Here is a 12,578-nt window from a genome sequence, read left to right on the forward strand (position 1 = left end):
GAGGCTTTACATTGAACCTACCGTCTGCTTTTATTCGTATTTTCCTGTGGCTAGTAATGGGTATAGTACCTGCATTAGCCACAGCTGAAATATTCCCTAATCCTCCTGAAAGTGCTATTCGATTATTCTACATTCAGCGTAGTTCCAATTCGAATGTGGTGATTTATGATGCCAATTTAACAGCTAGTAAAACGCTGAATGCTAAAAGTCCTGTACACACCTATTGGATTCGCTATGCGGAAAAAGGCCAACAAGAAGAATTATCTTCCATTCAAAAAACCTTAGCCTATGGGTTGTATACAAATAAAATCAATAGTGAATTAGAACCTTCCTATGAAGGTTATTTCTTGGCCTATCGTAAAAGAAAATTTGTTGTCAAACTGGATCCCAAAGGTGTACCTATCGCACTATTCCCCATCAATGGGAGGCTGCAAGTATTAAAACGAGTGTTTGTCAGTGTGGATGAAAGTAAATTCATGCCTTCTGTCAATTACATTGAATTATTTGGCAAAGACCCTGTTTCAGGGAAGGACGTCTATGAGCGATTTAAGCCTTAACATTTGTAACGCTGTCAAGGTTTAAAACCTTGACAGCGTTGGTAAAATTGCCTTTTTAAAATTAAAAACTCCTTCAACTTATTGGATTAATTTTCTAAATATCAATTCATTGGTATTTAGAAAACTTTATCCGTTTTAAGCCTTCTTGAAAAGCATAAAAAAGATAAATTTGACTAACACTGGCAAGGTTTAAAACCTTGCCAGTGTTGGTCAACTACCAACGATACTTAAGCGCCAAAACTGCATTCAATGGCTGAGTCGCATATCCGTAAGATTCTACAAAAGCTTGATTATATACGTTCTTAATTAAAAGATTGACATATATATGCTTATTCAACTGATAGCTACTTTGTAACTCTGCCCAGACATATGGCTTCAATTCCTTAGATACGACAGAAAACAATGCTTCATCATATACAAAGTCTGTTCTTTTCGCTTGCCAATGATGCAACATAGATACCTGCCATTTGCTACTTAAGCGAAGCCCCAAATTCAAAACCACAGTATGCGCTGGTCGTCTAATCAAAGAGGAATAAGTACTATCCTTTCCTCCAAATTTATTCGTCATAGTACCATCTAAAAATGTATAATTAATCGTCGAGTTGAATTGCCCCAAATGAATAGCTCCTTCTACTTCTATCCCTTGAGTACTTTGCTTTGATACATTGACATATTGTCCATATGGATCTACATTCTTGGATTGAAATACGATACCATCCTTTACCTTGTTCTGAAAACCAACCACTCGTGCCGACCATACTGCATCCCTAAAGGACAAACCAAATTCCAAGGTTGACCCTAATTCTGGTTTCAAATCACTATTCCCATAAGGAGAATATAATTGATACAAAGACGGAACTTTAAATCCAGTATAGCCATTGGCAAATAGCTTCCATTCCTTTGACAAAAACACATAAGGATTAATATTAAACGTGATAAAATCGCCAAAATTGGATGATTTATTCCAACGAGTTCCTACTTCTATTCCTCCCATATTCCAATTCTTCTGAATGGTGGCATACGTTGCCCAAATGGATTGATTGGCTTTTTCTGGAGCTAAAGACGGTGAATCATATCGGCCAAAAGCACTAATGGAATAATCCGATTGTAAGGTATTCTGATACCGATATTCCGTACCTGCTAACAATACAAATTCTTTTCCCAATGACCACTTGCCATACCATTCAAGCCCTTGGCTTTTCCCTTGATATGTCGAAAATGAAAAATTTGTCCAAGCATTTGCTGCAATAAAAGAAGAATCATTGGTGAATTCACGATGTATGATCTCATGAAAAGCTCGTAAATACCAGCTTGTGTTCAATCCCTTGTATTGATATTGCAAACGTAAGGAACTAGAATTTGCCTTGGCAGTATAATCTTTTTCGTCTGCATAGGGTCCAGCATCTAAATTACTTCGATTGGCATTCCATTGATAATAAACATCCAACCAAGACTTTTCACCAATAGGTCGCGACCAGCCCACATGTACTTGTTGCTGACGGAAACCATCTTTCTCATAGTTCCCAACCGTGTCTTTCGCAGCAGAATACCCTTGACTGACAAAATCACGAACCTGTACATTCCATTGATTCTTAGCGATAGAGCCTCGAACTTGAGCTGTTGTATTCAACTCACCAATACTTCCAGCTTGAATTTGAACATGACCTTGCACTTGCTTGGAACTAGATTTTTGAGTCACCAAATTGATTACCCCAGCCATGGCATCAGAACCATACAACGTGGATTGCCCTCCTTTCAAAACCTCAATCCGCTCCAAAGAACTGATATCCAATAAGTTCCAATCCATTACTTGTGAGATATGTGATGGATCATTAACAGGAAAGCCATCAATCAATAATAAGACATGTCCTGTGTTGGCTCCACGAACATATATTTCTTGATTAGAACCAGGTGCACTTCGTGCCCCGTTTACTGAAATTCCCACTTGACTTTGCAGGACTTCTGCCAAACTTTTACCAGCCATTTGGTCTAATTGAGCCCGGCTAATCAAACTAATCACTTTCCCCGTTTGATTTAATTTTTGAGGATACTTTGGTGCAGATACTTGTACCTCAGACAATAATTGAGAGTCAGCAGATTGCTGAGCAAAAACCACGGCGCTAGGGAATAAAATTGCCCCCAATGCCAAGCATTGCGATTTAAAATGAAACATGATGTTTAGCCTCTCGGCTATAAAATTGAAAAAATACTCGAACGCTCGACCTCGTCTCATCCACCGTAATGCGACATCAAGAATTGAAAAAGGCAGGTCTCCTGACTCGTTTTCATCACTTATCTGCCTTCCCAGAAAATCCAGTGGCCTTAGATCGATAAATGTTTTTACAAAAACTTACAGTTGCGGGGACAGTTTTGGCTTTTACCAAATTCCCTATTAAGTGACAATCTTTAAGAAAAAATTACACACCCTTTTCTAATCCCAAAGGTAAAAAATATTTCTTAGGATTTTGGCTTATACAAGCAAGCAATTCGGCTTTTGTGAATTTATCAGTTTTTAACAAGGCAAATCCCTATAAATTTGCTTGCTTGCAGACTAATTCCTACATATGACGAATCAAACTCGATGTGCATGGGTTTCTTCCGACCCACTATATATAACTTACCATGATACCGAGTGGGGAAAGCCGCTTCATGATGAGCAAAAACTGTTTGAACTTTTGATATTAGAAGGTTTTCAATCAGGCTTAAGTTGGATTACTATTTTACGAAAAAGAGAGGATTTCAGAGAGGCTTTTGACCAATTTGATTATCATCAAATCGCTCAATGGACGGATGAAAAACTGCAGGAATGCCTCGCAAATCCCAAAATTATTCGAAATAGGTTAAAAATCAATGCCGTTAAAATGAATGCACAAGCATTTATCAAAATTCAGGAAAAATTTGGTAGCTTTGACCGCTACATTTGGGAATTTGTGAGTTTCACCCCCTTACAAAACCACTTCTTCAGTCATCAAGAATTGCCTAGCAGTACGGAACTCTCATTAGCCATGAGCAAATCCCTGAAGAAATACGGTTTTAAATTCGTTGGTCCTACCATTTGCTATTCATTTATGCAAGCTGCAGGCCTAGTTAACGACCACATTACTGAATGTTTTTGCTACTCAAAAAAATAAATTTATGAATTCGAGGATAGTCATCATCCCGACTTACAATGAAATTGAAAACATCCAAGCCATTATCGAAAAGGTGATGAGCCTAGATCCTCTATTCGATTTACTCATTGTAGATGATGGCTCCCCTGACGGAACTTCACAGGTAGTAAAACAAGTTCAATCGTCCTTTCCTGATAGAATCCACCTAATAGAACGCCAAGGTAAATTAGGATTAGGTACAGCCTATATTACGGGATTTAATTACTGTATTGAAAAGCAATACGATTTTATCTTTGAAATGGATGCTGATTTTTCCCATAATCCTGATGATTTAATTCGACTATATCAATCGTGTGAACAAGGTGCTGACATGGCTATTGGTTCACGATATATCAATGGCGTTAATGTGGTCAATTGGCCAATAGGACGTGTTTTGATGTCCTATTTTGCCGGTTTTTACGTTCGTTTTATTACAGGAATGCCCATCCAAGATGCCACAGCAGGATTTGTTTGTTACCGTAGACAAGTCTTAGAAACCATTCCGCTTCACGAAATCAAATTCATTGGCTATGCATTCCAAGTCGAAATGAAATTCACAACTTGGAAATATGGTTTCACGATTGTAGAAGTTCCTATTATTTTCACTGATCGAACGAAAGGGGAAAGTAAAATGTCTGCCAATATTTTTAAAGAAGCTATCTTTGGAGTCATTCAACTAAAAGTCAATAGTTTTTTCAAACGTTACCAAAGACAATGATCTATCCAATTATAAAATCACTGCACATCATTTTTGTGGTAAGTTGGTTTGCTGGATTATTCTATTTACCCCGTCTATTGGTTTATCACGCAGAATCTCAGGATAAAACAGAGCCTGAGCGTAGCATCCTTTCCGCGCAATTTGAAAAAATGCAACAGGTATTATTCAATGCCATCATGATTCCTGCCATGTTTTTAACTTGGATAACAGGCTTGGGTTTGATATATCTTCAATGGTGGGATGGATTTGGACAACATACTTGGTTACACCTAAAGCTCGCCTTTGTCGTTGGAATTACCATCTACCATTTTTATTGCCGCCATATCATCTTACAGTTTCGTCGGCAGAATTTCATTTTCTCTGGACCTCAACTTCGCCTGTTCAATGAAATTGCGACCATTTTACTGGTATCCGTAGTCTTTTTGGTAGTGGGGAAAAATAGCCTAGATTGGCTTTACGGGTTAGTTGGATTTACCCTCTTTGGAATACTCATTATGGCCGCTGTAAAAATGGCTAAACGCTTTAGAAAATAGGCTTAAGTCAATTGCCTAGCCATTTCTCGCTTAACATCCTTTTCCTTGATATCTTCCCGTTTATCGAAACTCTTTTTACCCTTTGCTAAGGCAATGTTTAATTTGGCATAACCCTTGTCTGAAATAAATAAACGCGTAGGAATGATCGTCAGACCCACATTCTTTAATTCCTTTTGAAGCTTTTTTAACTCCCTTTTTGATAATAATAATTTCCGATCTCGAAGAGGTGTGTGATTGAAGTGGGTCCCTTCCTCATACATGGAAATATGCATATTTCTCACATACAATTCATCTTGCATAAAAAGGCAATAGGCATCTGTCAGGTTAGCTTTACCTTGACGGATGGATTTTATCTCCGTACCAGTTAAAACCAATCCCGCTGTCCAGGTTTCTAAAAATGCATATTCAAAAGAAGCCCTTCTATTCTGGATTTCAACTTTCTTTTGAATTTTTTCTTTTGCCATAATGCTACAAATAAAAAAGCCACACAGATTCACTGCGTGGCTTTTTCGAGTTTAAAAGATTACTTACCTGTTTTTTTGGCAGCGTATTCTTTGTTCAAACCTTCGATCATTTTTTGAGTAACATCTACAGAAGCATCGGCAAATAAAATACCGCCACCTAATTTAGAATAACCCAAAACGAATTCGTATTTGTTCTCTTTGTTCACTTTAGTGATATACTCACGAATGTTATTGTATAACTCTTCGTTTTTCTTCGCTTGTTCTTGACCTAACTCAGCTTGCTTTTGCTGGCTATATTGCTGCAACTCAGCTCCTTTCTTTTTCAAAGTCATATCAGCTGCTTGCAATTCTGCTTGTGTCATAGCAGAAGCTCGTTGTTGAATCGCTTGCAATTCGCCTTGAAGCGCGCGTTCTTTTTGACCTAAATCAACTTGTAAACGGTATCCTTTATTTTCAAACTCTTTTTGAGCGTCTTTGTAGAATTGGTAATTATTCAACAGGGAATCTGAATTAACAAAAACGATTCTCTTTCCGTCAGTGGTAATAACACCAATTCCTGCAGATGATCCTGCTGGTTTAAAGTACAAATAAGCAATAGCAAAAGTTAAAACTACTAACCAAGCATAATGAAGATTTTTCACGGGGTATAATGTTTAAAAATGACTAGGACGTAAAGATACAAGGTCTTATTCAGTTGTCCTAAAAAATTACAATTTTCAATGATTTCCTCTCAATTTTGAACCTGCCCAGGACCATAAAGCACCAGTCAAACCTCCAAATATACCTGTCACCAAGTATAAAGCCACTACACTTCCACCTAAAGGTAAAATTTGCGCCATACGAGAAGGTAATGTACTAGGAAATTGGCTATCCATCCAAATAGCGACTAATGCCCATAAAACAAAACCTGAACCCAAGCCAATTAAAAAGGCTGATTTACTAGGTAAAGCTAAAAAGAAGGAAATAATTCCAAAGGCAATTCCCATGGCATACCAGGGTAAATATGTTTGAACGATAGCGCCTACAATGACCATGATAAGCACCACAGTGAGGGCAAAAGATATATTCATTTTACGTTGTGCCATAATTACTTAGTTAAAATCATTTTTTTGCGAATTCGATTGGTTTTTTGGTCCGCCTGATTCAAGAATAAAAGGGGTCTCAATTCTCCTTTGGCCCAAGTATCAATTAAGTCATCGTAATGAGAGCTCCCTGGATTTCCAGACTGCCCTCCTGGATACACTCCATAGGCATTTGGGTTGCCAGATTTGGATAATTCAACCACCAATCTCCAAGATGGGCCTGTTTTCGTGGTAGAAGCATTGACAATAGAACCTCCTCCTCCAATCGGAATATTCAATCGACTCAATGCATCCATGCCCGGAATTAAGTGCCTAACCCCAGTTTGCTTATGTTTATACCAAACCCAATCAGCCCCTAATGGACCATGCAGCTTGATTAAGCTATCAATATTTGCTTGAAAAGAAGTACGAATAATATCGCCCATACTTTCCTTTTTGTTTTTTGATTTCACATTATCCCACCAAATTGCCCCTGGCTCTTCGATGATTAATTTCAGCGTACGATCTACTGTTGGAATATTCATGGGAGCCTTTTCGTCAGCATTGAATTCATCATCCCAAAGAGAAGACTGCAATAAAATCACCCAATTTTCAAAGATGGTCGCTCCAATCGACTCTTTGGAATTTTGCAAATCCCATTTTTTAAGGACTTCTAATGCCGCTGCCATTTGAGGATTCGGATTACTAACATGTGGTAATAATAAAGGTAATAATCGACGAGCCCGAATATTGAAATTATCATTTTGTAAACCTCGCAATGAATCCACGGTAGCCTTATTCATGACTGTCAAGCGTTCGTTTATTCTTCGACCGCGATCTGATGGAGCAAACTGCCATCCCAAATAGTATGGATAGCTTTTGTCTACTGAAAACTGATTGGCAGAGCTCACAAAGCCTCTTGAAGGGTTTTTAACATGGGGATCCTGATCATGTGGAATATAGCCTTTCCAATCTGCCGCAGGATCCGTACCATCCAGTAAATATTTACCCTGCAAATTTGCTTTCAATGGAAACTTTCCATTGACCCAAAGTGCAATATCTCCCTGATTACTAGCAAACACGAAGTTTTGAGCAGGGGCAGAAAAATGGGTAATGGCAGCTTTATAATCCTCATAATTAGCGGCACGATTCAATTGATAAAATGCGGAAACCTCTCTCGATTTTTCTAAAGCAATCCATTTCAAGGCGTGTCCTACTGGAATATTCGAACGGAATGGTTTTTCATGACTCAAATAAACCACTGGCCCATGGTGGGTAAAAAACACGGTATCCACAAAATCATCCTCTCCTCTCACTTTAAATTTTTCAATCCTCATCGATGTTTTCTTCCATTTTCCATCATGCCAATATTCTAGCTTGGAGGCATCTTTAAATTTGATTTGATACCAATCCATTACATCAGAACCTACATTGGTGACTCCCCAAGCAATGTTCTTATTAAAACCGGCTATCACATTAGGTGATCCAGGCATGGTGGAACCATAGACATTGATCCCAGGTGCTACTAATTGCATTTGATACCAAATGGAAGGTAATGACAAAGTCAGGTGCGGGTCATTGGCCAAAATAGGCATACCTGAAATGGTCTTATTTCCAGCTACCGCCCAGTTATTAGAACCTGTATTGGGATCTTTCTCTGGTGTTTTCATGGTACTTCCCAATCCAATAAAATCAGCCGGAGCAGCAGGTATCGGTAGCGGTTTGAAATCCAGCGGTGTACCTTCTGGAATAATGGGACTTTCCTCAAATGGATAATTGGGAAACAAATGTTCGGCTACATCTCTGCCATATTTTCTCAAAATATTGGTCATTTTTAAATCATCTGTCCCTGAAGCCAATACGAATGACATATTCTTTAAAAAAATAGCACTTTTTAAAGGCTCCCATTTTTCAGGACGGTAATTCAATAATTTATATTCTAAGGGTAAAGTTCGATCTGTTAAACTTTCTATGTATGCATTTACTCCATCTGAATAGGCTTCCAAGGAAGCTTTTGCCACGGGATCTTCTACCATTCCTTTCAAGGATTGTTCAGCTCCATAAACGGCACCCATTCGACGTTGGAATTGATCGGAAACCATTCCTTTGGAACCTACAATTTCGGATATCCTTCCTCCTGCAAAATGGGTTTGAAATTCCATTTGCCATAAACGGTCTTTGGCAGTTAAATAACCTTGTGCCAAGTATAAATCATGGTCATTCTTGGCAAAAACATGGGGTATGGCCATTTCATCATACAAGACTTGAACAGGTTCAATCAGTCCGGGTATTTGCAGACTCTCTTCCGTTTGTTCTGAAGTATCTGCTTTTTCAGCATTGACCCAAAATCCATGGAAAGGACTTAGTAATTTACCCATTGGAGGAAGGGTTCCCCAATTGGTATGCAGCGCATAAGTCCAAATCAAGGTTACGATTAAAGGGAAAAAGGATTTAAATTGTCTCATTGATGCGTTGGGCACGAATTTGAAGATGAAAATTCAAAGATTTTTTTTTACTTTGGAAAGACAATTTTACACATTTGTTATTCAATCAACAAACAAAATTATTTCTTAAGAGCTCGAGGCCATAAAATTTGAATGAAAAGAAGATCATTTTTACAAACTACCGGAATTTTGGGATTAGCGAGTCCTGCATTATTAGAACAACAAACTACCATCCCTGAACCTATCATCATAGCCACTTGGAAAAATGAAAAAGGTACCCAAGCGGGTTACCAAAAAATCATGGAAACAGGTAAAGCCTTGGACGGTGTAGAAGCGGGTGCTTGGGTACCCGAAGCAGACCCCAATGAAACTACGGTGGGTTATGGTGGCTATCCGGATAGAGATGGCCATGTGACCCTAGATGCCTGCATCATGGATCATCTGGGCAATGCTGGTTCAGTTACATTCTTGGAACATATCATGCACCCCATTTCAGTAGCTAGAGCCGTGATGGAAAAAACACCTCACGTGATGCTTTCTGGTGCAGGAGCCCTAGAATTCGCATTATCTCAAGGATTCAAGAAGCAAGACTTACTGACCGAGAAATCAAAGAAAGCCTGGCTAGAATGGAAAAAACAAGCCAAATACGAGCCTAAAGTGAACATTGAACGTCATGATACCATTGGTCTATTGGCTTTAGGCAAAGCAGGCGAAATAGCAGGGGCATGTTCTACCAGCGGAATGGCCTTTAAAATGCATGGGCGCGTCGGTGACTCCCCGATCATCGGTGGAGCGGTATTTTGCGACGATGAAGTGGGGGGTGCTTGTGCCACAGGTTTAGGTGAATTTGTCATGAAAACCTTAGGTTCATTTCTGATTGTGGAGTTTATGCGACAAGGCAAAAGTCCGCAACAGGCTTGTGAAGAGGCTATTATGCGAATTGTTAAACGCTATAAATACCAGGAATTTCAAGTTGGTTATTTGGCCATGAATAAAAAAGGGGAATATGGCGCTTATTCTATCCAAAAAGGCTTTAATTTCACTATTACCAAAAATGGTAAAACGGAAGTAATAGAAAGTGCCTCTTACATGTCTTAAATCATTTTCACTATGACGAACGAAGTTAAAACAAGAAAGCCCGTAGTTAAAAAGAAATTCTTAGTCGAAATAGCTTGGGAAACATGTAATCAAGTAGGTGGGATTTATACGGTTATTCGAACCAAAGTTCCTTCTATGGTAGAAAAATGGGGCGATGACTATGCTTTATTAGGACCCTATTTCCCGCAAACGGCTGCCGCAGAATTTGAAGCATTACCTGTAGGGGAAGATACTCCCATGGAAAGAGCCATTTTGTGGATGAGAGAACAGGGCTACCAAGTTCATTATGGAAACTGGTTGATCACCGGTAAACCCAAAATTATCCTTTTTGATATTGCTTCTATTTACGATCAAATCAATGCCATCAAAGGGCGGATTTGGGAAAACCATAAGATATCCACCTTAGGCGTAGAAGAACTGGTAAATCAGACGATAGCCTTGGGTGAATTAATCCGACTTTTCATTAGCAAATGGGCACAAGAAAACCAAAATAAAAAAGACCTTATCGTTCATTTTCATGAATGGATGGCTTCTACTTGTCTACCCGATTTAAAGAAAGAAAAAGTAAAAATTTCCACCGTATTCACCACGCATGCCACCATGCTAGGGCGTTATCTAGCGGGCAATGTACCCAACTTTTATGATGTCATTGATACCTTTGATTGGCACAAGGAAGCAGTCAATTATGGCATTGAGGCTCAAGCTAGTTTCGAAAGACAAGCCGCACAAAAAGCAGATGTCCTAACTACAGTCAGTGATATTACGGCAAAAGAATGTCAATATTTTCTAGGTCGAATACCTGAGCTCATCTTACCCAATGGATTAAATATTCAACGTTTTGCGGCTTTGCATGAACACCAAAATTTGCACTCCAAATACAAGCAGAATCTATCTGAATTTGTCATGGGGCATTTTTTCCAAAGTCAGGCATTTGATTTGGATCAAACTCTATACCTATTTACTTCTGGACGATTTGAATATAGCAATAAAGGGTACGATTTAACGCTGGATGCGCTTGCCTTGTTAAATCAAAAAATGAAGGAGATTGGTTCCAAGAAAACGGTGGTTATGTTTTTTGTCACTAAACAACCTTACCATTCCATTGATCCCGAAGTATTACACTCCAGAGCGGTATTGGATGAAATCCGAGAAAACTGCTCAGCCATAGAAAAAGAGGTAGGAGAAAAGCTATTTTTAGCTGCTGCGTCATCCAACAATTTGCAACTGCCTGATTTAAACAATTTTGTGGATGAATATTGGCGACTTCGTTTAAGAAGAACGGTTCAAACCTGGAAATCAAATGCTAGACCTAAAGTGGTCACTCACTTATTAAAACAAGAAGATGATATCATCCGAAACTTGCATCGAACTAATTTATTAAATAATCCGGATGATAAAGTCAAAATCGTATATCACCCTGATTTTATCGTTTCAACCAACCCCTTGTTTGGCTTAGATTACAGTCAATTCGTTCGCGGATGTCATTTAGGGGTATTTCCAAGTTATTATGAGCCATGGGGATATACGCCATTGGAATGTATGGCTAGAGGGGTGCCTACGGTAACATCTGATCTATCTGGTTTTGGGGATTATATCATGCAAATTATGCGTGATTATGAACAATGGGGTGTCAGCGTAGTCAATCGCAAATCCCAGACTTACCAAGAGTCTGTGGAGCAATTGGCCCATAATTTATTCAAATTTACGCAGCAATCTCAAAGAGAAAGAATTACGCAAAGAAATCGGGTTGAGAGTATTTCAGATACCTTTGATTGGTCTAATTTGCGTAGCTATTACGACACGGCTCATGAATTAGCCTTAATGAAAAAAAGAAATAAGGCATAAATAAAGGAAAGATAAATTTAGATATACACCTTTATTATGTAAAAGCCTTGTCAGCCTTCAACGGCTCGACAAGGCTTTTTTATAGGTGTTTGAGCGCTTCTCTCCTACTCAATGGGGCCAAATTATTCGATTGAACAAAATCCTTCACCCAAACTCCATCCACTCGGGCATATTGCCTTAATGACCAGCCTATCGCTTTCTGGATAAAAAACTCTTTCTCCTCGGATAGCTCTTGAATCAATCGGGCCAGCAATACCACATCCGTTTTATGCTTATATGTCAATTGAAATAATAGACAAACTCGTTGCAACCAAAAATTACCCGAAGACATCCATCGCTGAATCCAATAATCTCGTTGATCGGGATGTTTCAATACATAATTTCCCATCACATGTGGCCCTAAGACATCCACCACATCCCACCAAGATTGATCTCCAATCCAATCTTCTACCAATTGAGGAATACGTTCATCCCAGTTTTTTTTCTCTAACAGAAGATAATCCAAGGCGATGTATTGAAATTCCCTTTCTTTTAAACGAAATAATTCATTAGCCACTTGAAACCAATCTAGACCTCTCCCCTCTTGGGCATACCACTCTTTTAACAATTGATGCCTAATAGGTTTCTTTATCCCCAAAAATAGAAACTGCTCCCGCATGTATTTCTTCATCCAATGCGCATTTTCCTCATGACGATGTGATTGCATTTT

12 protein-coding genes and 1 riboswitch are annotated in these 12,578 nt (G+C 38.8%); of the genes, 6 read left to right on the plus strand and 6 right to left on the minus strand.

What is annotated here, in order from left to right:
* Window positions 1-56: 56 nt before the first annotated feature.
* The gene (locus tag EWU23_RS10035) at window positions 57-557 is read left to right on the plus strand and encodes a DUF4833 domain-containing protein (RefSeq protein ID WP_166231711.1); all 501 of its coding nucleotides are present in this window, start codon (window positions 57-59) and stop codon (window positions 555-557) included.
* A gap of 214 nt (window positions 558-771) precedes the next feature.
* Here the strand turns inward: EWU23_RS10035 and EWU23_RS10040 are convergent, their stop codons facing one another.
* A complete protein-coding gene (locus EWU23_RS10040) occupies window positions 772-2,730 on the minus strand; it encodes a TonB-dependent receptor plug domain-containing protein (RefSeq protein ID WP_166231713.1) in 1,959 nt (652 codons plus the stop codon).
* A gap of 74 nt (window positions 2,731-2,804) precedes the next feature.
* Window positions 2,805-3,001: riboswitch (cobalamin riboswitch) on the minus strand.
* A 120-nt stretch (window positions 3,002-3,121) separates the two neighbouring features.
* Between EWU23_RS10040 and EWU23_RS10045 the strand changes: the two genes are divergently transcribed.
* Genes EWU23_RS10045 through EWU23_RS10055 form a run of 3 tightly spaced genes read left to right on the plus strand, consistent with a single transcriptional unit; the run spans window position 3,122 to window position 4,957 of the window.
* Entirely contained in the window at window positions 3,122-3,688 is a 567-nt protein-coding gene (locus EWU23_RS10045; protein WP_166231715.1) for a DNA-3-methyladenine glycosylase I, read from the plus strand.
* Between the two features lie 4 nt (window positions 3,689-3,692).
* Entirely contained in the window at window positions 3,693-4,424 is a 732-nt protein-coding gene (locus EWU23_RS10050) for a polyprenol monophosphomannose synthase (protein ID WP_166231717.1), read from the plus strand.
* Window positions 4,421-4,957 (plus strand): CopD family protein, encoded by a 537-nt coding sequence (locus EWU23_RS10055; RefSeq protein ID WP_166231719.1) that lies wholly within the window; start codon window positions 4,421-4,423, stop codon window positions 4,955-4,957. The genes EWU23_RS10050 and EWU23_RS10055 overlap by 4 nt, the downstream gene beginning before the upstream one ends.
* Window positions 4,958-4,959: 2 nt before the next feature.
* On the opposite strand, the gene smpB is transcribed toward EWU23_RS10055, so the two are convergent.
* The 4 genes from smpB to EWU23_RS10075 all read right to left on the minus strand — a co-directional run bounded on the left by smpB (window position 4,960) and on the right by EWU23_RS10075 (window position 8,947).
* A complete protein-coding gene (gene smpB, locus EWU23_RS10060) occupies window positions 4,960-5,421 on the minus strand; it encodes an SsrA-binding protein SmpB (protein ID WP_166231721.1) in 462 nt (153 codons plus the stop codon).
* Between the two features lie 59 nt (window positions 5,422-5,480).
* Entirely contained in the window at window positions 5,481-6,062 is a 582-nt protein-coding gene (locus tag EWU23_RS10065; protein ID WP_166231723.1) for an OmpH family outer membrane protein, read from the minus strand.
* A gap of 75 nt (window positions 6,063-6,137) precedes the next feature.
* Entirely contained in the window at window positions 6,138-6,506 is a 369-nt protein-coding gene (locus tag EWU23_RS10070; protein WP_166231725.1) for a hypothetical protein, read from the minus strand.
* A 2-nt stretch (window positions 6,507-6,508) separates the two neighbouring features.
* Entirely contained in the window at window positions 6,509-8,947 is a 2,439-nt protein-coding gene (locus tag EWU23_RS10075) for a penicillin acylase family protein (protein WP_166231727.1), read from the minus strand.
* Between the two features lie 132 nt (window positions 8,948-9,079).
* On the opposite strand from EWU23_RS10075, the gene EWU23_RS10080 reads away from it, so the two are divergent.
* A complete protein-coding gene (locus EWU23_RS10080) occupies window positions 9,080-10,024 on the plus strand; it encodes an isoaspartyl peptidase/L-asparaginase family protein (RefSeq protein ID WP_166231729.1) in 945 nt (314 codons plus the stop codon).
* Window positions 10,025-10,036: 12 nt separating this feature from the next.
* Window positions 10,037-11,869: a glycosyltransferase gene (locus tag EWU23_RS10085; protein WP_166231731.1), complete on the plus strand. Its 1,833-nt coding sequence runs from the start codon at window positions 10,037-10,039 to the stop codon at window positions 11,867-11,869.
* Between the two features lie 79 nt (window positions 11,870-11,948).
* Here EWU23_RS10085 and EWU23_RS10090 read toward each other — a convergent pair whose 3' ends face one another.
* A complete protein-coding gene (locus tag EWU23_RS10090) occupies window positions 11,949-12,575 on the minus strand; it encodes a DNA alkylation repair protein (protein ID WP_166231733.1) in 627 nt (208 codons plus the stop codon).
* Window positions 12,576-12,578: the final 3 nt, after the last annotated feature.

The sequence above is a fragment of the Aquirufa beregesia genome (assembly GCF_011090385.1).
Taxonomy (GTDB): Bacteria; Bacteroidota; Bacteroidia; order Cytophagales; family Spirosomataceae; genus Aquirufa; species Aquirufa beregesia.

Coding starts and splice junctions, on each gene's coding strand:
- EWU23_RS10080 (WP_166231729.1), top strand. CDS start 9,080: ATGAAAAGAAGATCATTTTTACAAACTACCGGAATTTTGGGATTAGCG.
- EWU23_RS10035 (WP_166231711.1), top strand. CDS start 57: ATGGGTATAGTACCTGCATTAGCCACAGCTGAAATATTCCCTAATCCT.
- EWU23_RS10090 (WP_166231733.1), bottom strand. CDS start 12,575: ATGCAATCACATCGTCATGAGGAAAATGCGCATTGGATGAAGAAATAC.
- EWU23_RS10045 (WP_166231715.1), top strand. CDS start 3,122: ATGACGAATCAAACTCGATGTGCATGGGTTTCTTCCGACCCACTATAT.
- EWU23_RS10075 (WP_166231727.1), bottom strand. CDS start 8,947: ATGAGACAATTTAAATCCTTTTTCCCTTTAATCGTAACCTTGATTTGG.
- EWU23_RS10050 (WP_166231717.1), top strand. CDS start 3,693: ATGAATTCGAGGATAGTCATCATCCCGACTTACAATGAAATTGAAAAC.
- EWU23_RS10055 (WP_166231719.1), top strand. CDS start 4,421: ATGATCTATCCAATTATAAAATCACTGCACATCATTTTTGTGGTAAGT.
- smpB (WP_166231721.1), bottom strand. CDS start 5,421: ATGGCAAAAGAAAAAATTCAAAAGAAAGTTGAAATCCAGAATAGAAGG.
- EWU23_RS10070 (WP_166231725.1), bottom strand. CDS start 6,506: ATGGCACAACGTAAAATGAATATATCTTTTGCCCTCACTGTGGTGCTT.
- EWU23_RS10085 (WP_166231731.1), top strand. CDS start 10,037: ATGACGAACGAAGTTAAAACAAGAAAGCCCGTAGTTAAAAAGAAATTC.
- EWU23_RS10040 (WP_166231713.1), bottom strand. CDS start 2,730: ATGTTTCATTTTAAATCGCAATGCTTGGCATTGGGGGCAATTTTATTC.